Origin of the sequence: Streptomyces sp. NPDC058051, from assembly GCF_042885475.1 — a bacterium.
Taxonomy (GTDB): domain Bacteria; phylum Actinomycetota; class Actinomycetes; order Streptomycetales; family Streptomycetaceae; genus Streptomyces.
The window spans coordinates 111168-134217 of the sequence record NZ_JBHVRW010000020.1 but is presented as its reverse complement, the minus strand read 5'-3'; the positions used below and the strand labels follow the sequence as shown (position 1 = coordinate 134217).

General features: G+C 71.0%; 23 protein-coding genes. 6 read left to right on the top strand and 17 right to left on the bottom strand.

The genetic code is table 11. From position 1 onward, the window contains the following. Positions 1–2: 2 nt before the first annotated feature. The 4 genes from kdpF to ACFVUT_RS27470 form a co-directional block, all read right to left on the bottom strand. Positions 3–92, bottom strand: coding sequence for a K(+)-transporting ATPase subunit F (kdpF, locus tag ACFVUT_RS27485; RefSeq protein WP_037701211.1), 90 nt, complete (start codon positions 90–92; stop codon positions 3–5). Positions 93–439: 347 nt separating this feature from the next. Beyond that, positions 440–1216 (bottom strand): DUF3710 domain-containing protein, encoded by a 777-nt coding sequence (locus ACFVUT_RS27480; protein ID WP_389654621.1) that lies wholly within the window; start codon positions 1214–1216, stop codon positions 440–442. 1 nt (position 1217) lies between these two features. Next, positions 1218–1751, bottom strand: coding sequence for a dUTP diphosphatase (gene dut, locus ACFVUT_RS27475; protein WP_389654619.1), 534 nt, complete (start codon positions 1749–1751; stop codon positions 1218–1220). Further along, positions 1751–2335 (bottom strand): PaaI family thioesterase, encoded by a 585-nt coding sequence (locus ACFVUT_RS27470; protein WP_389654617.1) that lies wholly within the window; start codon positions 2333–2335, stop codon positions 1751–1753. The genes dut and ACFVUT_RS27470 overlap by 1 nt, the downstream gene beginning before the upstream one ends. Before the next feature lie 58 nt (positions 2336–2393). On the opposite strand from ACFVUT_RS27470, the gene ACFVUT_RS27465 reads away from it, so the two are divergent. After that, entirely contained in the window at positions 2394–2849 is a 456-nt protein-coding gene (locus ACFVUT_RS27465; RefSeq protein ID WP_389654615.1) for a DUF3093 domain-containing protein, read from the top strand. A 156-nt stretch (positions 2850–3005) separates the two neighbouring features. On the opposite strand, the gene ACFVUT_RS27460 is transcribed toward ACFVUT_RS27465, so the two are convergent. The 4 genes from ACFVUT_RS27460 to ACFVUT_RS27445 form a co-directional block, all read right to left on the bottom strand. Then, on the bottom strand, positions 3006–3989 hold the full coding sequence (locus ACFVUT_RS27460; RefSeq protein WP_389654613.1) for a hypothetical protein: 984 nt from the start codon (positions 3987–3989) through the stop codon (positions 3006–3008). 12 nt (positions 3990–4001) lie between these two features. Then, positions 4002–4298, bottom strand: a complete 297-nt coding sequence (locus ACFVUT_RS27455) for a DUF4193 domain-containing protein (protein ID WP_003965732.1) — start codon at positions 4296–4298, stop codon at positions 4002–4004. A 404-nt stretch (positions 4299–4702) separates the two neighbouring features. Continuing rightward, positions 4703–5932 carry a sensor histidine kinase gene (locus ACFVUT_RS27450; protein WP_389654611.1) on the bottom strand — a complete coding sequence of 410 codons (1230 nt, stop codon included), beginning with the start codon at positions 5930–5932 and terminating at the stop codon, positions 4703–4705. Positions 5933–5938: 6 nt separating this feature from the next. After that, positions 5939–6592 carry a response regulator transcription factor gene (locus ACFVUT_RS27445; protein WP_389654609.1) on the bottom strand — a complete coding sequence of 218 codons (654 nt, stop codon included), beginning with the start codon at positions 6590–6592 and terminating at the stop codon, positions 5939–5941. A 370-nt stretch (positions 6593–6962) separates the two neighbouring features. On the opposite strand from ACFVUT_RS27445, the gene ACFVUT_RS27440 reads away from it, so the two are divergent. Beyond that, complete coding sequence (locus ACFVUT_RS27440) at positions 6963–7139, top strand: hypothetical protein (protein WP_389654670.1); 177 nt, start codon at positions 6963–6965, stop codon at positions 7137–7139. Between the two features lie 83 nt (positions 7140–7222). Here ACFVUT_RS27440 and ACFVUT_RS27435 read toward each other — a convergent pair whose 3' ends face one another. Next, complete coding sequence (locus tag ACFVUT_RS27435) at positions 7223–8041, bottom strand: inositol monophosphatase family protein (protein ID WP_389654607.1); 819 nt, start codon at positions 8039–8041, stop codon at positions 7223–7225. Positions 8042–8079: 38 nt separating this feature from the next. Then, complete coding sequence (locus tag ACFVUT_RS27430) at positions 8080–9207, bottom strand: ferrochelatase (protein WP_389654605.1); 1128 nt, start codon at positions 9205–9207, stop codon at positions 8080–8082. 153 nt (positions 9208–9360) lie between these two features. Here ACFVUT_RS27430 and ACFVUT_RS27425 point away from each other — a divergent pair, with 153 nt between their 5' ends. Then, the gene (locus tag ACFVUT_RS27425) at positions 9361–10608 is read left to right on the top strand and encodes an MFS transporter (protein WP_389654603.1); all 1248 of its coding nucleotides are present in this window, start codon (positions 9361–9363) and stop codon (positions 10606–10608) included. After that, positions 10565–11887: a D-arabinono-1,4-lactone oxidase gene (locus ACFVUT_RS27420; protein WP_389654601.1), complete on the top strand. Its 1323-nt coding sequence runs from the start codon at positions 10565–10567 to the stop codon at positions 11885–11887. Before ACFVUT_RS27425 ends, ACFVUT_RS27420 begins: the two co-directional genes overlap by 44 nt. Before the next feature lie 13 nt (positions 11888–11900). Here the strand turns inward: ACFVUT_RS27420 and ACFVUT_RS27415 are convergent, their stop codons facing one another. After that, complete coding sequence (locus ACFVUT_RS27415; RefSeq protein ID WP_389654599.1) at positions 11901–12848, bottom strand: hypothetical protein; 948 nt, start codon at positions 12846–12848, stop codon at positions 11901–11903. A 497-nt stretch (positions 12849–13345) separates the two neighbouring features. On the opposite strand from ACFVUT_RS27415, the gene sepH reads away from it, so the two are divergent. Continuing rightward, positions 13346–14407 (top strand): septation protein SepH, encoded by a 1062-nt coding sequence (gene sepH, locus ACFVUT_RS27410; RefSeq protein ID WP_389654597.1) that lies wholly within the window; start codon positions 13346–13348, stop codon positions 14405–14407. A 134-nt stretch (positions 14408–14541) separates the two neighbouring features. Here the strand turns inward: sepH and ACFVUT_RS27405 are convergent, their stop codons facing one another. Continuing rightward, complete coding sequence (locus tag ACFVUT_RS27405; protein ID WP_389654595.1) at positions 14542–15369, bottom strand: sulfurtransferase; 828 nt, start codon at positions 15367–15369, stop codon at positions 14542–14544. 233 nt (positions 15370–15602) lie between these two features. Here ACFVUT_RS27405 and ACFVUT_RS27400 point away from each other — a divergent pair, with 233 nt between their 5' ends. Further along, positions 15603–16379 carry a VOC family protein gene (locus ACFVUT_RS27400; RefSeq protein WP_389654593.1) on the top strand — a complete coding sequence of 259 codons (777 nt, stop codon included), beginning with the start codon at positions 15603–15605 and terminating at the stop codon, positions 16377–16379. Positions 16380–16393: 14 nt separating this feature from the next. Here the strand turns inward: ACFVUT_RS27400 and ACFVUT_RS27395 are convergent, their stop codons facing one another. The 5 genes from ACFVUT_RS27395 to ACFVUT_RS27375 all read right to left on the bottom strand — a co-directional run bounded on the left by ACFVUT_RS27395 (position 16394) and on the right by ACFVUT_RS27375 (position 22974). Beyond that, complete coding sequence (locus tag ACFVUT_RS27395; protein WP_389654591.1) at positions 16394–17293, bottom strand: PaaX family transcriptional regulator C-terminal domain-containing protein; 900 nt, start codon at positions 17291–17293, stop codon at positions 16394–16396. Between the two features lie 20 nt (positions 17294–17313). Further along, positions 17314–17964 carry a thymidine kinase gene (locus ACFVUT_RS27390; RefSeq protein WP_389654589.1) on the bottom strand — a complete coding sequence of 217 codons (651 nt, stop codon included), beginning with the start codon at positions 17962–17964 and terminating at the stop codon, positions 17314–17316. 66 nt (positions 17965–18030) lie between these two features. Next, positions 18031–19218 (bottom strand): alkaline phosphatase family protein, encoded by a 1188-nt coding sequence (locus ACFVUT_RS27385; RefSeq protein ID WP_389654587.1) that lies wholly within the window; start codon positions 19216–19218, stop codon positions 18031–18033. Beyond that, complete coding sequence (locus tag ACFVUT_RS27380) at positions 19218–19811, bottom strand: DUF5998 family protein (protein ID WP_389654585.1); 594 nt, start codon at positions 19809–19811, stop codon at positions 19218–19220. The genes ACFVUT_RS27385 and ACFVUT_RS27380 overlap by 1 nt, the downstream gene beginning before the upstream one ends. A gap of 226 nt (positions 19812–20037) precedes the next feature. Next, the gene (locus ACFVUT_RS27375) at positions 20038–22974 is read right to left on the bottom strand and encodes a GNAT family N-acetyltransferase (RefSeq protein WP_389654583.1); all 2937 of its coding nucleotides are present in this window, start codon (positions 22972–22974) and stop codon (positions 20038–20040) included. Positions 22975–23050: the final 76 nt, after the last annotated feature.

The following is a 23050-nucleotide window of genomic DNA, read 5'->3' as shown; positions in this document are numbered from 1 at the left end:
GCTCAGAACCTCTCCGGGTACAGGAGGGCGAGGACGAGATAGCCCAGCAGGGCGACGGCCACGATCAGGCCGACGATGTTCTCGGCAGTCACAGCTTCGCCACCCCCTTTGCGACGAGAGCCACCAGCGCGAACACCGCGATCGTGGTGACGACGAAGGCCACATCGGCCATCGTGTGCTCCTAGATGAGGTACGAATTTTTGGACCTCTTGAGCAAACCTTGCCGCTCGGCCGTCCCGACCTGCGTTGATGGCTTCCTTACGGGAAGGAGCGGGCCCTTGACGGTGCATATACGTGCCCCATACGCGCCCCATACGTACCGCTGCCGCACGCCCCCGGAGGCCCGCCCCGGCGCGGAAAAAGGCCGGTGGGCCGTGCCCCTGGGAAGGGGACACGGCCCACCGGCCTTCGCTTGTGACGGGTGGCTGCCCGTCTTCGTTCAGCGCACCTCGGTGATCTCGGGACCACGCTGGAGCTGGCCCATGCCGCCGGAGAACTTCGAGCCCTCCTCCTGGCTGTCCTGCTGGAGGCCCTCGGGCACCATCTGGGCGTCGTTGGGGAGCTTGAGGACGATCGGGTCGCGCGGGGCCATCGGGCCCTCTCCGCGGACGACCACGGTGTCCCGGAAGATCGTCTCCAGCAGCCCCGCGGCCTCCGGCTGCACGGCACCCTGGCCGGAGATCACTCCGCGCAGGAACCACCGCGGCCCGTCGACGCCGACGAAGCGCACCAGCTGCACACCGTTCGTCCCGTCCGGGAGCTGTACGGGGACCTGGGCACGCAGCTCCCAGCCCAGCGGGCCCTCGACCTCGTCGATGATCCCGCCCTGCTGGGTGATGCCGGAGGCGATCTCCTCGCGGACCTCGCCCCAGATGCCCTCCTTCTTGGGGGCGGCGAAGGCCTGCAGCTGGATGGCGCTGTCACGCAGCACCACGGTCGCGGCGACGATCGCGTCACCTGCCACCTCGACGCGCAGTTCCATTCCCTCGACGCCGGGCACGAAGATGCCGCCGAGATCGACCCGGCCCTCGCCGGGCTGGGAGACCTCGGAGACGTCCCACGGCCCGTCCGGCCGCGGCGCCGGCGGGAGATTCACCCGACGCGAGCCGGTATCGGCCCCATCGGCCTCATCGAGCTCGTCGACGACCTGCTCGGCCTCGCGCGCTTCGTCCGCCACGTCCTCGGCGGAACCACTCTTCTTGCGACGTCCGAACACGTCACTGTCCTTCCCGGTCGGGTACGACCGAAGCGTAGCTGTTCCCGCCCTGGGTGATCCCGCCCCTGACACCATCGACATCACCGGAAGCATGGCCTCCGGTCGATCCGAAACCTCCCGCGCCGCGAGCCGAGCCGGGAAGCTCGGCCACCTCGTGGAAGCTCACCTTCTCGACCTGCTGGACGACCAGTTGGGCAATCCGGTCGAACCGCTCGAACCGCACGGGCTCGCGCGGGTCGAGATTGATGACGATCACCTTGATCTCTCCACGGTACCCGGCATCAACCGTCCCCGGGGCATTCACCAGAGCGACTCCGCAGCGCGCGGCGAGACCGGAGCGCGGGTGCACGAACGCGGCGTACCCGTCGGGCAGGGCGATCGCCACCCCGGTGGGCAGCACGGCACGCTCGCCCGGAGCGAGTTCGGCGGCCTCGGTGGTCACCAGATCGGCCCCGGCGTCCCCCGGATGCCCATAGGACGGAATCGGCACCTCCGGATCGACGCGGCGGATCAGCACGTCCACGGGGCGGCGCATCAGGGGTTCACCTCGAAGGCGCGGACACGCTTGGCCTGGTCCGGATCGGCCATCGCCGCCTCGATCTCGGCCGGGCGGCCGTTCTCGATGAAGTGGTCGACCTTGACCTCGATGAAGAGGGCCTCGGCGCGGACGGCCACGGGGCCGTCGGGGCCCCCTGTCCGGCCGGTCGCCCGGGAGTAGATCTTCCGTCCGGCCACCGCGGTGATCTCGGCGTCCACGTACAGCACGGTGTCCACCGGCACCGGACGGACGAAGTCGGTCTCCAGCCGCCCCGTCACCGCGATCACACGCAGCAGCCAGTTCAGCGAGCCGAGCGTTTCGTCCAGCGCGGTGGCCAGAATGCCGCCGTGGGCGAGGCCCGGAGCACCCTGATGAGCGGACTTCACGATGAATTCGGCGGTGACCGCGACACCCTCGCCGGCCCGCGCCTGGAGGTGCAGGCCGTGCTGCTGCCCTTCGCCGCACCCGAAACAGTGTTCGTAGTGCGAGCCGAGGAGTTCGCCGGGGGCCGGGGCGTCGGGGTGCCGAACCGGTTTCACCGCGTCGGCCGGGGGCTTCAGAGCCGCAGATGTTCCACTCACAGGCGCAGACCTTACCCGCGCGGCCGGCCGCGGTCGGCACCGTGCCAAGCTTGGGTCCATGCAGCCTTCCACCCCGCCCTTCGACGAACGACTGACCGCGCCCCGTTCGTGGTGGCTCATCGCCTTCCTGATCGGCATCGCCTGTGCCCTGATGCTGCTGCCGCTCGGCACCCTCCCCCTGCTGGCCGGCCTGGTGGGCGGCACGGCCCTGTCGGCGGTCGCGGTGAGCTCGTACGGCTCGGCCAGGATCCGGGTGGTCGCGGGCGCCCTGGTGGCCGGCGACGCGCGGATTCCGGTGACGGCGCTCGGCGAGGCCGAGGCGCTGGACGCGGAAGAGGCGCGCGCCTGGCGCTCGTACAAGGCGGACACCCGCGCGTTCATGCTGCTGCGCAGCTACATTCCGACGGCGGTGCGGGTCGAGGTCACCGACCCGCAGGACCCGACTCCGTACGTCTATCTGTCAACCCGCGAGCCGCAGGCCCTCGTCGCGGCCCTCAGCGCCGTGCGGCCCTGAGGGTTCTCCGCTCTCCGGCTCCGGAAGGCTCCTCCGGGCCCTTGGGGCGGCCTCTCACGACCTCACGGGATCGCGGGGAGGAACCGGCCTCACAGGCACCGCGGGGCGGAACGGGTGGCCCCTCAGGACGAACGCGTCGGTGGGCGACGGGGCACCTCAGGTGCCCAGCTCGCCCGGCAGATCCTTGTGCCGGCCGCTCGGCCGCTCCAGCGGCGGCAGCTCCGGCAGCCGGTCCCAGGGGATCTGGCGCTCGCGCAGATCCTTCCTGACCCGTTCGGCGAGCTTTCTGGTGTCGCGCCGGTTCATCATCGCGCCGACGGCGGCGCCGACCATGAACGGGACGAGATTCGGCAGATCACGCACCATGCGCTTCGTGATCTGCTGGCGCAGCTCGCGTTTCATCTGGCCGCCCAGCGCCGCGTTGACCGTCGCCGGCCGGGTGACATCGATACCGCGCTCCTCCGTCCAGGACGTGAGGTAGGCGGTGGAACGCCGGGGCAGCCCGCCCGGCGGGCGCAACCCGTAGACCTCGTGGAGCTCCGCGAGGAGCTTCATCTCGATCGCGGCCACGCCGGTGATCTCCGCCGCCAGCTCGGCCAACATGGCGGGCGGTACGGGCATCATGGCCGCCGCGCCGATACCGGCGCCGACGGTGGCTGTCGCCCTGCTCGCGCCCGCGATGAGCTTGTCGGCGAGCTCTTCGGGCCCGAGGCCCGGGAACTGCCTGCGCAGCGTCGCGAGATCGCGCACAGGGATGCGGGGAGCGGATTCGATGATCAGGTCGGCGATGCGACCGATCACTGCCTTGGCGCCCTCCCCGCCCTTGCGTACTCCCCGTTTCATCGGACTCGGACGGCCTGCCCCGGTCACGGGCTCCGTCCTGTCGGCCTGTCCGGCCCCATAGGCCGTGCCGACTCCTTCGACGCCGACCTGTTCGACGTCAACGCCTTCGAACGCCGTGACCGCTTCGAGCGACGCGGACCGGCCCCGCTCGCCGTCCCGCTCGCCCGGGGAGGGTGGCAGGGCGGACCGCTCGGCAGGCGCTGCTACGCCTTCCGCCGGGCCTGTACCGCCCTGATTCGCCTCCGACGACCTCTTGCGCCGCAAGCGTCGCTTCCGGAACGGTGTGTCGCCTGCCACGGCCTGCTCGAATCAGTCGCAGTCGCGGCAGATCGGCTGGCCGTTCTTCTCGCGTGCCAGCTGGCTCCTGTGGTGCACGAGGAAGCAGCTCATGCACGTGAACTCGTCGGCCTGCTTGGGCAGGACCCTTACGGCCAGTTCCTCGTTGGACAGGTCTGCGCCGGGCAGCTCCAGTCCCTCGGCCGCGTCGAATTCGTCGACGTCGACGGCGGACGCCGTCTTGTCGCTCCGACGGGCCTTGAGTTCCTCAAGGCTGTCCTGGTCTACGTCGTCGTCGGTCTTACGTGGGGTGTCGTAATCCGTTGCCATGTCGCTCTCCCCCTCTGGGTGTCTGCGGTGTCTCAGCGCACGTAACGCGTGAGAGGCCGGACTTGTGCCCGACCTGAGGCGGAGATTTTGCCTCACATCAAGGTCTGTTACTCAATCGACACCCAAAAGGGCCGCTCAGGAGTGGCCGGCTTGGGTGGCGAAGGGGACCGTACACGGTCCCGGTCTTGCGTTTCACGGGCGCCACCCCGTGTACTTCCCGTGATATCGCACCCTGAAAACCCCGATTTTTGCAGGTTTTCCGGTGATATCCCTGATCACGGAGCGTTGGCGTCCCGCGATTCACTTCTGTGATCGATCACACACGACCGCGTCGGCCTCAGGTCACGAAAATTCCGCTCAAAGCGAACAAAGTCATTCGCCGGCGGATCGTCCCGCCCGACCCCTCAGACCGGCAGGGAGACACGCATCACCAGACCACCGCCCTCGCGGGGCTCCGCGACGATACGGCCGCCGTGAGCCCGCGCCACGGACCGCGCGATCGACAGGCCGAGCCCCACGCCCTTGTCGCTGCCTGTTCGCTCCGTACGCAGCCGCCTGAAGGGCTCGAAGAGGTTGTCGATCTCGTACGCGGGCACCACCGGCCCCGTGTTCGAGACGACGAGCAGGGCCTGGTCGGACCGCAGCTCGGTCGTGACCTCCACCCAGCCGTGCTCCGGAACGTTGTAGCGCACGGCGTTCTGCACGAGGTTCAGGGCGATCCGCTCCAGCAGGACGCCGTTGCCCTGGACGACGGCCGGGGCCCGCTCACCGCGGATCTCCACACCCCGCCCCTCCGCCTCGCCGCGCGTCTGATCGATCGCACGCGAGGCCACCTCCGCGAGGTCGACCGGCTTGCGCTCGACGATCTGGTTGTCGCTGCGGGCCAGCAGCAGCAGACCCTCGACCAGCTGCTCGCTGCGCTCGTTGGTGGCCAGCAGCGTCTTGCCGAGCTGTTTGAGCTCCGGCGGGGCCTGCGGATCGGAGAGATGGACCTCCAGCAGCGTGCGGTTGATCGCAAGCGGGGTGCGCAGCTCGTGCGACGCGTTCCCGACGAACCGCTGCTGGGCGGTGAAGGCCCGCTCCAGGCGGTCCAGCATCTCGTCGAAGGTGTCGGCGAGCTCCTTCAGCTCGTCGTCCGGGCCGTCCAGCTCGATCCGGCGGGACAGGTCGGTTCCGGCCACCCGGCGTGCGGTGCGGGTGATCCGGCCCAGCGGGGAGAGCACCCGGCCCGCCATGGCGTAGCCGAAGGCGAAGGCGATGACGCTGAGGCCGACCAGGGCCAGCAGCGACCGGTTCAGCAGGGTGTCCAGCGCCTGCTGGCGCTGATGGTTGACGCAGGAGTTCATGGCGGCGTTGAAGGCGTCCGGCGTGGACTTCTCGTTGAAGTTGCACACGTCACTGGTGACGCTGCCGCTCACGATCTTGAACGGCAGCTCACTTCCCACGTGCAGGGCCTGGGCGGCCAGCATGTAGATGATCGACAGCAGCAGGATGCCGGCGATCAGGAACATGCCGCCGTAGAGCAGCGTGAGCCGTATCCGGATGGTCGGACGCAGCCAGTAGGGCGGCTCCTGCTGTTTGGGCTCCCAGGTGGGCTTCGGGGGCGCCGTGGGCGGCGCGGGAACGGAGGGCATCGCCGGTCAGATCCGGTATCCGGAGCCCGGCACGGTGACGATCACCGGCGGCTCGCCGAGTTTGCGGCGCAGGGTCATGACGGTCACCCGGACGACATTGGTGAACGGGTCGGTGTTCTCGTCCCAGGCCTTCTCCAGGAGCTGCTCGGCCGAGACGACGGCGCCCTCGCTGCGCATGAGGACCTCCAGCACGGCGAACTCCTTCGGCGCCAGTTGGATCTCGGCTTCGTCGCGGAAGACCTCGCGACGGTTGGGGTCGAGCTTGATTCCGGCGCGCTCCAGGACGGGCGGCAGGGCCACCGTCGTACGCCGGCCGAGTGCCCGCACCCGTGCGGTGAGCTCGCTGAAGGCGAACGGCTTGGGCAGGTAGTCGTCGGCGCCCAGCTCCAAGCCCTCCACCCGGTCGCTGACGTCCCCGGACGCGGTGAGCATGAGCACCCTGGTGGGCATGCCCAGCTCGACGATCCGCCGGCAGACGTCGTCGCCGTGCACCAGGGGGAGATCCCGGTCCAGCACCACGACGTCGTAGTCGTTGACCTCGATGCGCTCCAGAGCCGCGGCACCGTCGTACACGACGTCGACGGCCATGGCCTCACGGCGCAATCCGGTCGCCACCGCATCGGCGAGCAGCTGCTCGTCCTCCACGACGAGTACGCGCACGGCGCTGTCCTTCCTTAGAAACTGCAAGTACGTCAGAAGCTTCAGACCGTCCCGATGCGTTGACGGTCCGTGATCGGAGCCATTCATCGGCAGGGTCTGTGCGGCTCCATCCTGCCCGCAACGCGTATAAACCGGCGGTAAGACGGCGCTGGCCGGCTGCGGCTCCGGAGAAGGCATCGGATTTCCGGGCCAGTTGAGGTTTCTCTGAGCATCGGGTTGGGGAGGACGCATTCACACCCGCGATCACGCCTTGAATGTGGCGTACCAAGGCCGCTCCGTCCCCGGAGAGGTGTGATCACCGCCCTACCGTCTCCGTGCGGAGGGAAACCCGGGCACACCCCCGTGCCACCGACCCACGATGAGGGGGCGCATGATGGACGCTTTCACCGCAGGTTTGCTGCAACGAATCAAGACCACCGAGTCCGACCTCACGAAAGCTCGGGAGACAGGCGACGACTTCCTCGCGGATGTCGAGCAGGGCGAGCTGGACGACCTGCACCGCCTTGCCGCTGAGCACGGCGTCGAAATCCGCGCCACAAGCGTCTGAGCCGCGCGAGAAGGGCCCCTGATGCCGCCACCGGCGTCAGGGGCCCTTCACGCATGCCGGAAGAGGACCCGGTGGACCGGCCGTCAGTCGTGCCAGGCGCCGAACTCCTCCAGGAGGCCCTGCAGCGGCTCGAAGACACCCGGCGTCGCGGCGACGGTCAGATCACCGTCGGCGGGCAGCCCGGGGCGGCCTCCGGTGTACGCCCCCGCCTCGCGGGCGATGAGGTCGCCCGCCGCCAGGTCCCACGGGTGGAGCCCGCGCTCGTAGTAGCCGTCCAGACGGCCTGCCGCCACATCGCAGAGGTCCACGGCCGCGGAGCCGCCGCGCCGGATGTCACGCAGCCGCGGGATCAGCTTCTGGGCCACGTCCGCCTGGTGGGTACGAACGTGGCTGACGTAGTTGAAGCCGGTCGAGACGAGCGCCTGGTCGAGCGGCGGCGCGGGCCGGCAGCGCAGCGCGGTGCCTTCGCCGTACGCACCGCCCTTCGCGTACGCGCCGCCGCCGAGCACGGCCCGGTACGTCTCACGGCGCATCGGGGCCTCCACGACGCCCACGACCCGCTCGCCGTCCCGTTCGGCGGCGATGGAGACGGCCCAGGTCGGCAGTCCGTACAGGTAGTTCACGGTGCCGTCGAGCGGGTCGATGACCCATCGGACACCACTGCTGCCCGCCGTGCTCGTCCCTTCCTCACCGAGGAAGCCGTCCTGCGGGCGGCGCTCGGCGAGGAAGCCGGTGATCAGCTTCTCGGCGGCGAGGTCCATCTCGGTGACGACGTCGATCGGGCTGGACTTGGTCGCGGCCACCCCCAGATCGGCCGGGCGGCCGTCACGGAGCAGCGCACCGGCACGGCGCGCGGCCTCCAGGGCGAGGTCGAGCAGTTCGGACAGGTTCGGGTCGGTCACGGTGCTCCAGGGGCTCTAGGCGTTACGGCCGGGCTTCTTCAGGCGTACGGGCTGTCGGCGCCCGCCGCGGCGGGCTTGGGGGCGCGGGCCGGGCAGCAGCCGACCGGGCAGAGGTCGTGGCCGGGGCCGAGTGCACCCAGCGCGCACCGCGGTGCGGCCTGTCCCCGCTCGGTGGCCGCACGTTCCAGCACGAGTTCGCGCACGGCCGCGGCGAACCGCGGGTCGGCGCCCACGGTCGCGGACCTGCGCACCGGAAGTCCGAGTTCGGCGGCCTTCGCGGTGGCCTCCGTGTCGAGGTCGTACAGCACTTCCATGTGGTCCGAGACGAAGCCGATGGGGGCCATCACCACGGCGGGGACGCCTTCGCCGTGGAGCGCCTCCAGGTGGTCGCAGATGTCGGGCTCCAGCCACGGGATGTGCGGGGCGCCGCTGCGCGACTGGTAGACGAGCCGCCACGGGTACGTGATCCCGGTCTCCTCGCGCACCGCGTCGACGATCAGGCGGGCGACGTCGAGGTGCTCGGCCACGTAGGCGCCGCCGCCGCCGTGCTCCTCCACGGGGCCGGAGGTGTCGGCGGCGGAGGTGGGGATGGAGTGCGTGGTGAAGGCGAGGTGCGCCCCGGCCCGTACGTCCTCGGGAAGGTCGGCGAGGGAGGCGAGGACCCCGTCCACCATGGGCCGGACGAACCCGGGGTGGTTGAAGTAGTGACGGAGCTTGTCGACCCGGGGCACCGTCAGCCCCTCGGCCTCCAGCGCCGCCAGGGACTCGGCGAGGTTCTCGCGGTACTGCCGGCAGCCCGAGTAGGAGGCATAGGCGCTGGTGGCGAGGACGGCGATCCGGCGGTGTCCGTCGGCCGTCATCCGACGGAGGGTGTCGGTGAGGTACGGCGCCCAGTTGCGGTTGCCCCAGTACACCGGCAGATCGAGTCCGTGCGCCGCGAAGTCCTTGCACAGGGCGTCCAGCAGGGCTCTGTTCTGTGCGTTGATCGGGCTGACGCCGCCGAACAGGAAGTAGTGCTTGCCGACTTCCTTCAGCCGCTCCTCGGGGATGCCGCGGCCACGGGTCACGTTCGCCAGGAACGGGACCACGTCGTCCGGGCCTTCGGGGCCGCCGAAGGAGAGCAGGAGCAGAGCGTCGTACGGAGCGGGATCGCGCAGATCGGACATGGCACCGATCCTGCCACTCGCCTCGGACGGCGCTCCCACCGACATCGGCCTCCCGTCCGGCCCCGGTGTCGGACGGACCGCCGCGACCGTAAGCTGTATCGGCTACGTTCACGCATTACCGGCGCGTGCGATCAAGCCGTTGTGGAGTCCTCCTTGCCCAGTCCCTACCGTGCGATTTTCGCCGCCCCCGGCGCCAAGGGGTTCTCGGCGGCCGGATTCCTCGGCCGGATGCCGCTGTCCATGATGGGCATCGGTGTGGTGACCATGGTCTCCCAGCTCACCGGCCGCTACGGACTCGCCGGTGCGCTCTCCGCGACGCTGGCGCTGTCTGCGGCGGTGCTCGGGCCGCAGATCTCCCGGCTCGTCGACCGGCACGGGCAGCGCCGCGTGTTGCGTCCCGCCACCCTCGTGGCGCTGGCGGCGGTGGCGGGTCTCCTGGTCTGCGCACAGCAGCGGCTGCCCGACTGGACGCTTTTCGTCTTCGCTGCGGGCGCGGGCTGCGTCCCCAGCGTGGGTGCGATGATCCGGGCCCGCTGGGCGGAGATCTACCACGGTTCACCGCGGCAGTTGCACACCGCGTACTCGTGGGAATCGATCGTCGACGAGGTGTGCTTCATTTTCGGTCCGATCATCTCGATCGGCCTGTCCACCGCCTGGTTCCCGGAGGCGGGGCCGCTTCTCGCTGCCGGGTTCCTGCTGGTCGGTGTCTTCTGGCTGACCGCGCAGCGCGCCACGGAGCCGGTGCCGCATCCGCGCGAGCAGCACACCGGCGGCAGCGCGCTGCGCTCCCGGGGCCTCCAGGTCCTCGTGGTCACCTTCGTGGCGACCGGAGCGATCTTCGGGGCAATCGACGTGGTGACGGTGGCCTTCGCCGAGGAGCGGGGCCACAAGGCCGCGGCGAGCCTCGTGCTGGCCGTGTACGCGCTGGGGTCCTGCGTGGCCGGTGCCGTCTTCGGTCTGCTGCACCTGACGGGGAAGCCGTCCACCCGGTGGCTGGTGGGTGTGTGTGCGATGGCCGTGAGTATGATCCCCCTCCAACTGGCCGGGAACCTTCCGTTTCTGGCCGTGGCGCTCTTTGTCGCGGGCCTCGCCATCGCACCGACGATGGTGACCACCATGGCCCTCGTCGAGCAGCACGTACCGCGCACGCAACTGACCGAGGGCATGTCCTGGACCGGCACCGGGCTCGCCGTCGGTGTGGCGCTCGGCTCGTCGGCCGCCGGCTGGGTGGTCGACGCGTCAGGGGCCGGAGCGGGGTACGCGGTGCCCGGTGTGGCGGGAGCGCTCGCGGCCGTTGCGGCGTTCCTGGGGTACCGCCGGCTCAGTGGGCCGGTTCCTACGGAAGGGCGCGGGGAAGATGACCGACACCGACGCACGGAGGACGACGAGCGCGTGGCGTAACTGGGCGGGGAACGTCAGTGCCCGTCCCGTACGGACCGTGTCACCCGCCTCCGTGGCAGAGCTCGCCGCGGTCCTGCGCGACGCTTCCGAGGACGGTCTGAGGGTGAAGCCGGTCGGCACCGGGCACTCGTTCACCGCGACGGCGGCCACCGACGGTGTGCTGATCCGCCCGGATCTGCTCACCGGCATCCGGGAGATCGACCGCACGGCGATGACGGTGACCGTCGAGGCAGGCACCCCGCTGAAGCGGCTGAACACCGCCCTGGCCCGGGAGGGCCTGTCGCTCACCAACATGGGCGACATCATGGAGCAGACGGTCGCCGGTGCCACCTCGACCGGCACCCATGGCACCGGCCGCGACTCGGCGTCCATATCCGCGCAGATCCGCGCGCTCGAACTGGTCACCGCCGACGGCACGGTGCTGACCTGTTCGGCGGAGGAGAACGCCGACATCTTCGCCGTCGCCCGCATCGGGCTCGGCGCCCTGGGGGTCGTCACGGCGATCACCTTCGCCGTGGAACCGGTCTTCCTGCTGACGGCCCGCGAGGAACCGATGGGCTTCGACCGGGTCACGAACGACTTCGACGAGCTGGTCGCCGAGAACGAGCACTTCGAGTTCTACTGGTTCCCGCACACCGGCAACTGCAACACCAAGCGCAACAACCGCAGCGCGGGCCCCGCCGCCCCGCCCGGAAAGGTCAGCGGCTGGGTCGAGGACGAGCTGCTCTCCAACGGGATCTTCCAGGTCGCCTGTTCACTGGGCCGTGCGGTCCCCGCCACCATCCCGTCGATCGCCAAGCTCTCCAGCCGCGCCCTGTCGGCCCGTACGTACACCGACATCCCCTACAAGGTCTTCACCAGCCCGCGCCGGGTCCGCTTCGTGGAGATGGAGTACGCGCTGCCGCGCGAAGCCGCCGTGGAGGCGCTGCGCGAGCTCAAGGCGATGGTCGACCGGTCGCCGCTGCGGATCAGCTTCCCGGTGGAGGTCCGTACCGCCCCCGCGGACGACATCGCGCTCTCCACGGCCTCGGGCCGCGAGAGCGCGTACATCGCCGTCCACCTCTACAAGGGCACGCCCTACCAGTCGTACTTCACGGCTGTCGAACGGATCATGACCGCGCACGCCGGCCGCCCGCACTGGGGCAAGGTCAACACGCGTGACGCCGAGTACCTCGCCGGGGTGTATCCGCGCTTCGGTGAATTCACCGCCGTACGCGACCGGCTGGACCCGGACCGCCTCTTCGGCAACGACTATCTGCGCCGGGTCCTGGGCGACTGAGCGTCGCGGCCGTTCACTGCCCGGTGTCCGTACCCGTGGTGGCACGGTCGCCCTGCACCGTCGCGTCGCCCGCACCCGTGGGGTTCGGGTCGGCCGTGCCGCCGCTGCCCGGCACGGCCGGGGAGGGCGTGGCCGCCGGTGACGGGCTCGTCCCGCCGCCGGTGCTGCCGGACGGGGTGGGAGTCGGATCGGCCGAGGAGGCGTCGCTCCGGCCGGAGTCCGGGCTCTGGCTCTGCCCACCCTGCGAGTCCGTGCCGGGCGTCGCCGGGCTCTGCTGACCGGAGGTCTGCCCCGTACCGGGGTCGGTGCTGGTCGTCGGTGTCGGGTCGGCCGCCCCCGAGCCCCCCGTCCCGCCGCGTACGACGGAGCCGACGGTCGTCCCCTCGCCACCGCTCAGACCGCTGCCGGAGACCAGCTCGAAGGTGGTGATTCCGGCCATGGTCACGGCGAAGACCACGACCGCGCCGAGCGCCGGGCGCTTCCAGCCCCGGATCCGGGTGCCGTGGGTGGTGGCTTCGGTGAACTCCTCATCGGGGCCGGCGCCGACCGTGGCGAGCGGCCGGGTCCTGTCGAGCTGCCCCAGCGGTCGCGTACGGTCCGGGTCCTCCGGCACGGTGCGCAGGACCGTGGTGGCGTCGTTCTCCCGCGGCACGGCCTCCGCGTCGCGTCCGCCGATCGTCTCCCGCGTATGCACGGTCACCTCGCGGCCCGGGTGCTTCACCTGGACCGTGACCTCACGGATCTGCTCCCCCGTGCGGCGGAAGAAGTGCTGGAAGACCGAGCCGCCGCAGGTGGCGACGACGCTCATCACTCCGGCGCCGAGGATCGTTCCGTACACGCCCAGCTGGGAGGCCGCCACCGCTGCGGCGACCGCCGCCACGGCACTGCCCGCCACCTGGGGCACGCTGAGGTCTATGCGCCTTCTCTTGGGTTCTATGTCGCTTTCCGGCTTCTGCACCATTCCTGGCCCTTGATTGACATCTCTCCCACCATGCACCAAGAAAGGACATGCGAGCGAAGTGAATAGTTCCGCTTCGGGAGATTCTGTGAAGCAGGACACGTGGGAAGGTCATTCCGGCCGCGGCTGGGTAACTCAACTCCCGCACCTCACGAGAACTTCAGCGGCGCGGCGGTCCACTCACGTGGCCCGAATGGAGTACTGTGGCGAGCCCTGGGGCCGGACTCCCACGCGGGTGTCCGGGATCTTCGGGAGGGGGCCGAAGGAGGCACTCGATCCGGCGGCGCCACGGCATCGCACGGCGACTGGCTACATGAAGCGACCACAGGTCACTTTGTGTTGCACAATAGGTCACCGTGTCATACCGGCGATCAAGGGCTCACACCCGACACGCCGGGCAACACGGCAATGTTGTGGCAGGCTGCACCCGGGCAGGCCACACTCGACTAGCGGAAGCAGCGACGCACGTGACGTCGGCAGGCACCACCCGGGAGGTCCCCATGCCCGAACTGCGTGTCGTGGCCGTCTCCAACGACGGCACACGACTGGTGCTCAAGGCTGCGGACAGCACGGAGTACACGCTTCCGATCGACGAGCGGCTGCGAGCCGCCGTGCGCAACGACCGCGCGCGTCTCGGCCAGATCGAGATCGAGGTGGAGAGCCACCTCCGTCCCCGCGACATCCAGGCCCGGATACGAGCCGGCGCCTCCGCTGAGGAGGTCGCCCAGTTCGCCGGTATCCCGGTCGACCGCGTCCGCCGTTTCGAGGGCCCCGTGCTCGCGGAGCGCGCCTTCATGGCCGAGCGGGCCCGGAAGACCCCTGTACGGCGCCCCGGCGAGAACATCGGCCCCCAGCTCGGTGAGGCGGTGCAGGAGCGGCTGCTGATGCGCGGCGCCGACAAGGAGACCGTCCAGTGGGACTCCTGGCGCCGCGACGACGGCACCTGGGAGGTCCTCCTGGTCTACCGGGTCGCCGGCGAGCCGCACTCGGCGAGCTGGACGTACGACCCGCCGCGTCGACTCGTCCAGGCCGTGGACGACGAGGCGCGTTCGCTGATCGGCGAGACCGACGACGTCGCCGCGCCCGAGCCGAGCTTCCCGTTCGTGCCCCGGATCGCCCGGCTGCCGCGCGACCGTCCGCTGGACCGCAGCCTGGACCGCCAGTTGGAGCGCCCCCCGGTCCCCGCGCCCGAGCCGGAGGAGCACATCGGCGGCATCTCGGCCAGTGAGCGCGATTCGCTGACCAGCCTGCTGGAAGCGGTACCGAGCTTCCGCGGGGACATGGTGGTGCCGGAGCGGCCCGCGCCGCCCGAGCCTCCGGCCATCGAGCCCGCCACGCAGGAACCGGAGGCCGATGAGCCACCGGCCGCGGCAGCCTCCGCGGGCGCCGGTTCCGCATACGCGGATGTGCTCATGCCACGAGCGGTGGCCGGTCATCGCGAGCGGCTGACCGGGACGACGGACCGCCAGGCCGAGGCGGACGGCGTCCGGCCCGGTCGCCGGGCCGCGGTGCCGAGCTGGGACGAGATCGTCTTCGGTACGCGCCGGAAGAAGCAGGACTGAGGCGGGGTGACCGCAGCATGACGAGGGCCCGTACGTCGCGACGTACGGGCCCTCGTGCGGCATACCCGTCCCGCACCGTGCGCGCACGGCATCCGCCGCGGCGGCCCGGGACGCCCGGTGCCGGACGTGCTCCGTTACTGGGATTCCGGGCCCTTGGCGACCGGGCGGGACTCGTCTCCGGACCACTCGGACCAGGAGCCCGCGTACAGCGCGGCCGGAATCCCGGCGACGGCCAGGGCCAGCACCTCATGCGCGGCGGAGACCCCGGAGCCGCAGTAGACGCCCACGTCCGGCGCCCGGTCGGCGCCGAGCGCCTCGAATCGGGCCGCCAGCGACTCCGCGGGCAGGAACCGGCCGTCCTCCCTCACGTTCTCGGAGGTCGGGGCAGAGACGGCACCCGGGATGTGGCCACCCACCCGGTCGATCGGTTCCACATCGCCCCGGTAGCGTTCGGCCGCCCGTGCGTCGAGCAGCAGGCCCGAGCGGGCCATCGCAGCGGCCCCGTCGGCATCCAGCAACGGCAACGCGGCCGGCATCGGCCGGAAATCGCCCTCGGCCGGGGTCGGAGTCCGAGTCTGGAGCTCTCCCTTCCAGGCCGCGAGACCACCGTCGAGGACCCTGACATCCTCGTGTCCCGCCCAGCGCAGCAGCCACCAGGCACGCGCCGCCGCCCAGCCCAGGCCGCCGTCGTACACCACCACCGGCGTGTCCCGGGAGACACCGGCCCGACGCATCACCGCGCCGAACTCCTCCGGATCGGGCAGCGGATGACGGCCACCCCTTCCTGCCGGACCGGCAAGTTCCGCATCAAGATCGACAAAGACCGCGCCGGGGATGTGCCCGGCCTCGTAGCCGGGTCGGCCGTTCGGGCCGCCCAGCTGCCAACGTACGTCCAGGAGCACCGGCGGACGTGGCCCCGCCGATTCGCTCGCACATTCGGATGCGGTGATGATGGGCTTCATGGGTGCCATCCTCGCGCAGGAGCAGCCTCACCCGTAGCACGTTTGAAGCGGATGTATCACATCAAAACGGACTCTCTCCGTCGAGATCCCGGAAAGTGCGGCGCGGCCGGGGCACAACACGCGCCGGGTGGTGCAAGCATCTGCACGGGGCGTACACATCCTGTACCGCACAACGGCACAACGGCCCCGTTCCCCCCGTACGGCCACCACGATGGTCCGAGGAGAGAGTGACGATGACCGAGGCTGCCGCCCGGCGCACACCCGGCACACCATGCTGGGTGAGCCTGATCGTGCATGGCCTGCGCACGACTCAGGAGTTCTACGCCGATCTGTTCGGCTGGGAGTTCGAGCCGGGACCGGACCAGTTGGGTCCGTACGTCCGCGCCCTGATCGACGGGAGGGTGGTCGCGGGCATCGGGCAACTGCCGCCCGACCGCCATCTGCCGGTCGCCTGGACGACCTATCTGGCCACCGACGACGCCGACGTCACCGCAGAGGTGATCCGTTCCTGCGGCGGGACAGTGGCCGTCGGACCGCTCGACGCGGGAGACGCGGGGCGGCTCGCGATCGCCTCCGACCCCAGCGGCGCGGTCTTCGGGATCTGGCAGGCCGCCGCGCACGGCGGCACGGCGCTCGCCGGAGCCCACGGCACCCCCGTCTGGAATGAACTGGTGACCCGCGAGACCTCGACGGTCTGCAAGTTCTACCAGACGGTTTTCGGCTACGAGGCGGAGGCTGTCGTCTCGGCCGACTTCGACTACCAGACCCTTCATCTGCGCAGCCGTCCGGTGGCCTCGCTGCACGGCGTCGGCCATGCCCTGCCGCGCGACCGCGGCCCGCACTGGATGACGTACTTCGAGGTCGACGACGCCGACGAGGCCGCGCATCGCGTGGTGGAGCTCGGGGGTTACATTCTGCAGCCGGTACGGGAGGGGTCGAACGGCCGGGTGGCGACCGTGGCGGACCCGGAGGGCGCGGCCTTCACGATCATCCGGACGGCCACGGACTGAGCCGCCGGGCGGGGTCAGCGGGCCCGGACCCGTTCGACATGCAGGTGGGCGGGGCCTGCCAGTCGGGCGTGCAACTCGTCGAAGAGCTCGGATGCCTCGGTTCCGCTCCACTCCTCGGGCAGCAGTTCACGGGCGACCCCGGGGTCGAGGTAGACGAGCCGGCGCCAGTCGGTGATGACCCTGATGTACGTCGTGAACGCCTCGCGGTCCGTCACGGGGCTTCCGCCCGCAATCCGCTCGGCCACCGGACGGTGCGCCGCCAGGAACTCGACGTACAACCGCTGGAGCCGGACGGTGTCCCACCAGGAGCGCACCTTCGCGGGCAGGTCCGTGTTCCCGTCCTCGCCCGTGTCCCCCTCGCCATGCGCAGCACCGCCCGGCAGGTAGTGGGAGCGGAAGAGGTCGGCGTACGAGCGCAGCCCGTGCCGGGCCAGCATGTCCTCCGCCTCGTCGTGCACGTGCGCCGGTGCGATCCACACGCCGGCGGAGACGGAACCGAAGCCGAGACGGGTGAGCTGGGTGCGCAGGGTGTGCCGCTTGGCACGTTCGGACTCGGGCACGGAGAAGACGACCAGTACCCAGCCCTCCTCGACGGTGGCCCGTCGGGCTGCGAAGATCCGCGGATCACCGTCGCGCAGGATCTGCTCGGTCTCGGGTGAGATCCGGTATCCGGCCGCTCCGGAAAGCGACTGGGCTTCGAGCAGTCCGGCGCGCTTCAGCCGCGAGACCGAGGAGCGTACGGTCGGCGCTTCGACGCCCAGGTCGGCGAGCAGATGAATCAGCGAGGCCACGGACATCCAGCCGCCGGTGTCGCGCGCGTACAGCCCGTAGACCGTCACGATCAGCTGCCTCGGCTGCACCTTGCCCGGCGGGCCCGACGCGGGTTCGGGCTCGATTCCGCTCACCGTGTTCACGGCGTCATCCTAAGCATCATTCAGGCGCAGGTGACGGGCAGCACGTCGGGTGAGAGCTGGCCCGCGCGGGCGCTCGCGCTGGTCATCCTGCGCTGGTGGTGACGTCGGCACAGCACCTCGTAACCGACCTCGCCCGCCTGCTCGTTGACGTCGCCCACGACCACCTGGGCGCCTTCGACCACCATCTCGGCGCCGACCGTCCGGGCATTGTGCGTGGCCCGCGCACCGCACCAGCAGAGCGCCTCGACCTGGAGCGTCTCGACGCGGTCGGCCAGTTCGATCAGCCGCTGGGATCCGGGGAACAGCTTGGTCCGGAAGTCGGTGGTGATGCCGAACGCGAAGACGTCCAGGCCGAGGTCGTCGACGATGCGGGCGAGCTGGTCTATCTGGACGGGGGCGAGGAACTGCGCCTCGTCCACGATCACATAGTCCGCCCTGCCTCCCCGGCTGACGAGATCGACGAGGTGAGCGTAGAGATCCATGCCCTCGTCGGCCTCCACGGCCTCGGTGACCAGTCCCAGACGCGAAGAGAGCTTCCCCTCCCCCGCCCGGTCGTCACGGGTGAAGATCACGCCCTGCAGGCCGCGCGCCGAACGGTTGTGGCCGATCTGCAATGCCAGTGTGCTCTTTCCGCAGTCCATCGTTCCGGAGAAGAACACAAGCTCGGGCATGAGGGACTGAGCACCTTTCGGGCGGGCGAGGCACACCGGCGGGGAACACCGGGAGCGGAAAAACGGTTACGAGCGTACTTCGAGCAGGGGTACGAGCTGCTCGACAGGGGTCATCGAGCCGTGCATGCCGACCATCGCGGACTCGTGCGGCTCATGCACGGACGCGGTGATCACCACGTCGTCGTGGGCCGCCGCGACGACGTCGCCGATCCTGCCGCGGACGCGTTCGTCGATCTGCGGGCCGAACCAGCCGGCCGCGATCGCCTCGTCCCGGCCCGCCACCCAGAACTGCTCGCCGAGCACTTCCTGCCAGACCGTCAGCACGTCGTTCTCGGCTCCGGGGACGGCGTACACGTGGCGGGCCCGGCCTTCACCGCCGAGCAGGGCGACGCCCGCGCGCAGCTCCCAGTCCTCGTCGAAGTCGATCCGGGACTGCTCGTCGAAGGGGATGTCGATCATGCCGTGGTCGGCGGTGATGTACAGCGCCGAGCGGGGCGGGAGCTGTTCGGCCAGCCGCCGCGCCAGGCCGTCCACATACATCAGCTGTCCGCGCCAGGCGTCGGAGTCGACGCCGAAGCGGTGGCCCTTGCTGTCGACCTCGCTGTAGTACGTGTAGACGAGTGACCGGTCGCCTGCGGCCAGCCGTTCGGCGGCGGTGTCCATCCGCTCCTCACCGGACAGCCGGCCGAGGAACGAGCCCCCGCTCAGCGCGATCCTGGTGAGCGGAGTCTGCTCGAAGGCGGGAGCCGAGACCTGGGCGGTGCGCACGCCCGCGGCGTCGGCGAGCTGGAAGACGGTGGGATACGGCTGCCAGGCCTTCGGCGAGGTCCACGGCTGCCAGCGGAGCTGGTTCATGAGCTCGCCGGTCGCCGGATCGCGCACGGTGTAGCCGGGAAGACCGTGCTCTCCCGGCGGAAGTCCGGTGCCCACGGAGGCCAGTGAGGTCGCGGTGGTGGCCGGGAAGCCCGCCGTGATCGGCCGGCCGGTGCCACCGCGCGAGGTGGGGAGCAGGGAGTACAGGAACGGCGCCTCGTCGGGGTGGGCCTTGATCTGCTCCCAGCCGAGGCCGTCGATCAGGAACACGCAGTTCCGGTCGGCGGGGGTGAGTTCGGGGATCGCCGCGGTGAGACCGGGGACGCCCTGTCCTGCGGCGAGCGTGGGCAGCAGATCGGCGAGCGAGCCGCTGCCGTACTCCGGGACGGGGGCGGTGTCGACGGGGAGCAGAACGGGATCCTGCCAGGCCGGCTGCGCCATCAGTGGCCGGTCGCGGTCACGGCTGTGGCCTCGGAGAGCGCCTGGGCGAAGGCGAGGGTCTGGCGCACGGTGTCCGGGCCGTCACCGGCCTCGCTGACCCGCAGGCTCAGGTCGTCGGCGGTGGAGCTGCCGGTGTAGCCGTGGTCCGCCTCGCAGTTGGGGTCGCCGCAGGCAGCCGGCTCCAGATCGATCCGGGAGACCGCGCCCCAGCCGATGGTGAGGACGACCTCGCGGGGCAGCGTGCCCGGTACGTACTTCTCGGGGTCGGCCACGACACGGCTGACCACGACCGACGAGATCCGGTCGAGCTTGACCGACTCCGTGGACGTGGTCGCGTACGGCGTCGGGGAGCTGGTGTCCGCGTTCTGCTCGTCGGTGTGGCTGACGACGAAACGGGTGTCCGTCAGGACCAGGACCGTGACGTGGCGGCGCACCTCGTTGGAGTCGAAGGTGGTCTCCTGGTGCACCAGGTACGAAGCGACCGGCTCACCGCCGACGGCGGCCTCCACCGCCTCGGCCACGAGGGCCGGGTAGTAGCCGCTGCGCTCGATCGCCGCGCGCAGCCCCTGGGTCGTCGTACCGGTCTTTGCCATGAGGACCATCCTACGGGGGCCGGATGACTGCCGGGGACCTTGTGCGGCAGGGCGGACCGGGGCCTGCGCGGCGAGCGGACCCGCTCCGGGAACGGGCCTGCTCCGGCCGCCGCCCGCGAGCGGGGAACGAGGACGGGCCGGGGACGGGACGAGGACGGGACGGGGACGGGACGGGGCACCGCCGGTCGACCGCCGGGAGGCCGCGCGCCCCCGGTCAGTGGCCCGGTCAGTAGTTGGGGAGGCGGCGGGGGCCGAGGTCGGTACGTGCGGGGGGCGGCGAGAGCCGGACGCTCGCACCGAGAACGGTCAGCCCCTGGGTGGCGACGACCGGTTCCAGGGCGACGGAGACCACCTCGGGATGGTCGTCGACCAGCCGGGAGACGCGCAGCAGCAGCTCTTCGAGCGCCGCGGTGTCCACCGGCGCCGCACCGCGCCAGCCGAACAGCACCGGTGCCGCCTGGATCGAGCGGATCAGCTCGGCGGCGTCGCGATCGGTGGCCGGAATGAGTCGGTGGGAGGTGTCGCCGAGGAGTTCGGAGGGCGCGCCCGCCAAGCCGAAGGAGAGGACGGCACCCGCCGCCGGATCGATCGTGGCCCGGACGACGGTGTCGACGCCGCGCGGCGCCATGGCCTGCACGACGGGCCGGAGTTCGGCCGGTTTGCCGAGCAGGTCGGTCAGGTCGCCGTACGCACGGCGCACCGCGTTCTCGTTGGCGAGATCCAGCCGGACACCGCCGAGATCGGCGCGATGGCGCAGATGGGGCGCGGTGGTCTTGAGCGCCACGGGGTAGCCGAGCTGTGCCGCCGCCGCGACAGCGGCCTCAGGGTCGGGGGCCGGCAGCGTCGGTCGTACGGCGATGCCGTAGCGGCCCAGGAGTTCGCGTGCCTCGTCGTGTGCGAGCGACCTGCCCCGCGGGTCCGGGTCGGGGCCGAGGAGGGTGTCGATCAGTTCGGCGGCGCCCGGCTCGTCGATGGTGTCGTCGAGGAACTCGGGCACCTTGCCCGGCGCGGCGGCCTGCCGCCGCCACTCCGCGTACCTCACCGCTTCGGCCAGGGCCCGTACGGCTCGCTCGGCGGCCGGGTAGGCGGGGATCCGACCGGTGCGGGTGCCGGGGGCATCGTTGCCGGACGTTCCGGTGCCGGTGCCGGGTGCTTGGGTGGTTCCGGTTGCTTGGGTGGTCCCGGTGGTCGACGGGGGGCGTGCGGGGGCGGGGCCGGCCGTGGTGACGTCTTCGGCGCGCGGGGGTGTCACGGCCGCGGGTGGCTGCGCCGGAGTGCGCGGCGGTGCGACCGTGCTGGTGGCCGCGGCGAGGGCCTCGGCCAGGCCGCCGATCTCCACGTGGACGACGGCCACGGGCTTGGCGGGTCCGGCCGCCGCCGCCGTGTGCAGCGCGGTCGCCAGCACCTCTCCGCCGCCCGATTCCGCCTCGCCGTTCTCGCCGACCCACGGGATCGCCGTCACGACGACCGCGTCGCAACCCTCGTCGGCGAGAGCCTCGGCCAGGGCGTCCCGGAAATCCTGCGGAGTGGCTGCGGTGGTGAGATCGCGCGGCGGGCGCGGGCGCAACCCCTCCGTCAGGCAGGCGTCGTACGTGAGCAGGCCGAGCGATTCGGAGTTGCCGAGGATGGCGACCCGCGGGCCCGCCGGGAGGGGCTGGTCGGCGAGGAGGAGACCCGCGTCGACCATCTCCGTCACGGTGTCCACGCGGATCACGCCGGCCTGCCGCATGAGCGCGGAGACCGTCGCGTCCGGGATCCGGCTGACCGGCACCGCGTGGCCGGGCGGGGTGGAGCCGCTGTGCCGGGCGCCCTTCACCACGACCACCGGCTTCACCGCCGCGGTGCGCCGCGCGAGGCGGGTGAACTTGCGGGGGTTGCCGAGCGATTCGAGGTACAGCAGGGCGACGTCGGTGTGCGGGTCCTCGTACCAGTACTGCAGGAAGTCGTTGCCCGAGATGTCGGCCCGGTTGCCTGCGGAGATGAAGGTGGAGAGGCCGGCTCCGCACCGGTAGAGCCCGGAGAGCAGTGCGATGCCGATCGCTCCGGACTGGGTGAAGAGGCCGATGCGTCCGGGGGCCGGCGGCTCGGGGGCGAGCGAGGCGTTCAGCCGGACGTTCTCCGCGTTGTTGATGACGCCGAAGGCGTTCGGACCAATGATCCGCATCCCGTACGAGCGAGCCTGCCGGACGAGTTCGCGCTGGCGCTCCCTGCCTTCGGCGCCCCATTCGGCGTATCCGGCGGAGAGTACGACCAGGCCCTGGACTCCGTGCTCACCGCAGTCGGCGACGGCCTCCGGAACCCGGTCTGCGGGGACGGCGACGACTGCGAGGTCGACCGGTTCGCCGATCTCGCCGACAGAGCGGTGGGCGGGGACACCGTCGACCGTGTCCCGGTCGGCGGCGAAGGCGCTGTTCACGGCGTAGGAGCGGCCGGTGAAGCCGGCCGCGAGAAGGTTGCGCAGGACGGTACGGCCGACCCCACCGGGCGTGCGCCCCGCGCCGATGACGGCGACGGATCCGGGGGCGAGCAGCCGCTGCACGGAGCGTGCCTCGGCCCGCTGCTCACGTGCGCGCTGGACGGCGAGGGACTCCGCGGTCGGTTCGAGGTCCAGGGTCAGATGGACGGAGCCGTCCTCGAAACTGCGCTGCTGGGTGTACCCGGCATCCCGGAACACCTTGATCATCTTGTTGTTGGCGGGCAGCACCTCGGCCGCGAAGCGGCGGATGCCGCGCTCGCGGGCGACGGCGGCGATGTGTTCGAGGAGCGTCGAGGCCACGCCCCGGCCCTGATGCGCGTCCTGGACCAGGAAGGCGACCTCGGCCTCGTCGGCGGGCGCCGAAGCGGGCCTGCCCCGTGCGTCGATCCGGTCGTAGCGGACGGTCGCGATGAACTCGCCGCCGACGGTGACCGCGAGCCCCACCCGGTCGACGTAGTCGTGATGGGTGAAGCGGTGTACGTCCCGGTCGGACAGACGCGGGTACGGGGCGAAGAAACGGTAGTACTTCGACTCGTCGGAGACCTGCTCGTAGAAGCTGACCAGCCGTTCGGCATCGTCCGTGGTGATGGGCCTGATCCGGGCGGTCCCCCCGTCGCGGAGGACCACGTCTGCTTCCCAGTGGTCGGGGTACGCGTGATGCGGACTCTGCTCCGGCGAGGACTGCATGCGCAAAGACTACGGCTCCGTCACCGGTCGCGTAGGCCAGGGAGCCGGGGCAGTCTGAGGAGGCCGATCGGCGGCC

Excerpts from the sequence above, each read along its gene's own strand:
- dut (WP_389654619.1), bottom strand. The coding sequence starts at position 1,751 with ATGCGCCGCCCCGTGGACGTGCTGATCCGCCGCGTCGATCCGGAGGTG.
- ACFVUT_RS27465 (WP_389654615.1), top strand. The coding sequence starts at position 2,394 with ATGCAGCCTTCCACCCCGCCCTTCGACGAACGACTGACCGCGCCCCGT.
- ACFVUT_RS27455 (WP_003965732.1), bottom strand. The coding sequence starts at position 4,298 with ATGGCAACGGATTACGACACCCCACGTAAGACCGACGACGACGTAGAC.
- ACFVUT_RS27450 (WP_389654611.1), bottom strand. The coding sequence starts at position 5,932 with ATGCCCTCCGTTCCCGCGCCGCCCACGGCGCCCCCGAAGCCCACCTGG.
- ACFVUT_RS27440 (WP_389654670.1), top strand. The coding sequence starts at position 6,963 with ATGATGGACGCTTTCACCGCAGGTTTGCTGCAACGAATCAAGACCACC.
- ACFVUT_RS27430 (WP_389654605.1), bottom strand. The coding sequence starts at position 9,207 with ATGTCCGATCTGCGCGATCCCGCTCCGTACGACGCTCTGCTCCTGCTC.
- ACFVUT_RS27420 (WP_389654601.1), top strand. The coding sequence starts at position 10,565 with ATGACCGACACCGACGCACGGAGGACGACGAGCGCGTGGCGTAACTGG.
- ACFVUT_RS27415 (WP_389654599.1), bottom strand. The coding sequence starts at position 12,848 with ATGGTGCAGAAGCCGGAAAGCGACATAGAACCCAAGAGAAGGCGCATA.
- sepH (WP_389654597.1), top strand. The coding sequence starts at position 13,346 with ATGCCCGAACTGCGTGTCGTGGCCGTCTCCAACGACGGCACACGACTG.
- ACFVUT_RS27405 (WP_389654595.1), bottom strand. The coding sequence starts at position 15,369 with ATGAAGCCCATCATCACCGCATCCGAATGTGCGAGCGAATCGGCGGGG.
- ACFVUT_RS27400 (WP_389654593.1), top strand. The coding sequence starts at position 15,603 with ATGACCGAGGCTGCCGCCCGGCGCACACCCGGCACACCATGCTGGGTG.
- ACFVUT_RS27390 (WP_389654589.1), bottom strand. The coding sequence starts at position 17,964 with ATGCCCGAGCTTGTGTTCTTCTCCGGAACGATGGACTGCGGAAAGAGC.
- ACFVUT_RS27385 (WP_389654587.1), bottom strand. The coding sequence starts at position 19,218 with ATGGCGCAGCCGGCCTGGCAGGATCCCGTTCTGCTCCCCGTCGACACC.
- ACFVUT_RS27380 (WP_389654585.1), bottom strand. The coding sequence starts at position 19,811 with ATGGCAAAGACCGGTACGACGACCCAGGGGCTGCGCGCGGCGATCGAG.
- ACFVUT_RS27375 (WP_389654583.1), bottom strand. The coding sequence starts at position 22,974 with ATGCAGTCCTCGCCGGAGCAGAGTCCGCATCACGCGTACCCCGACCAC.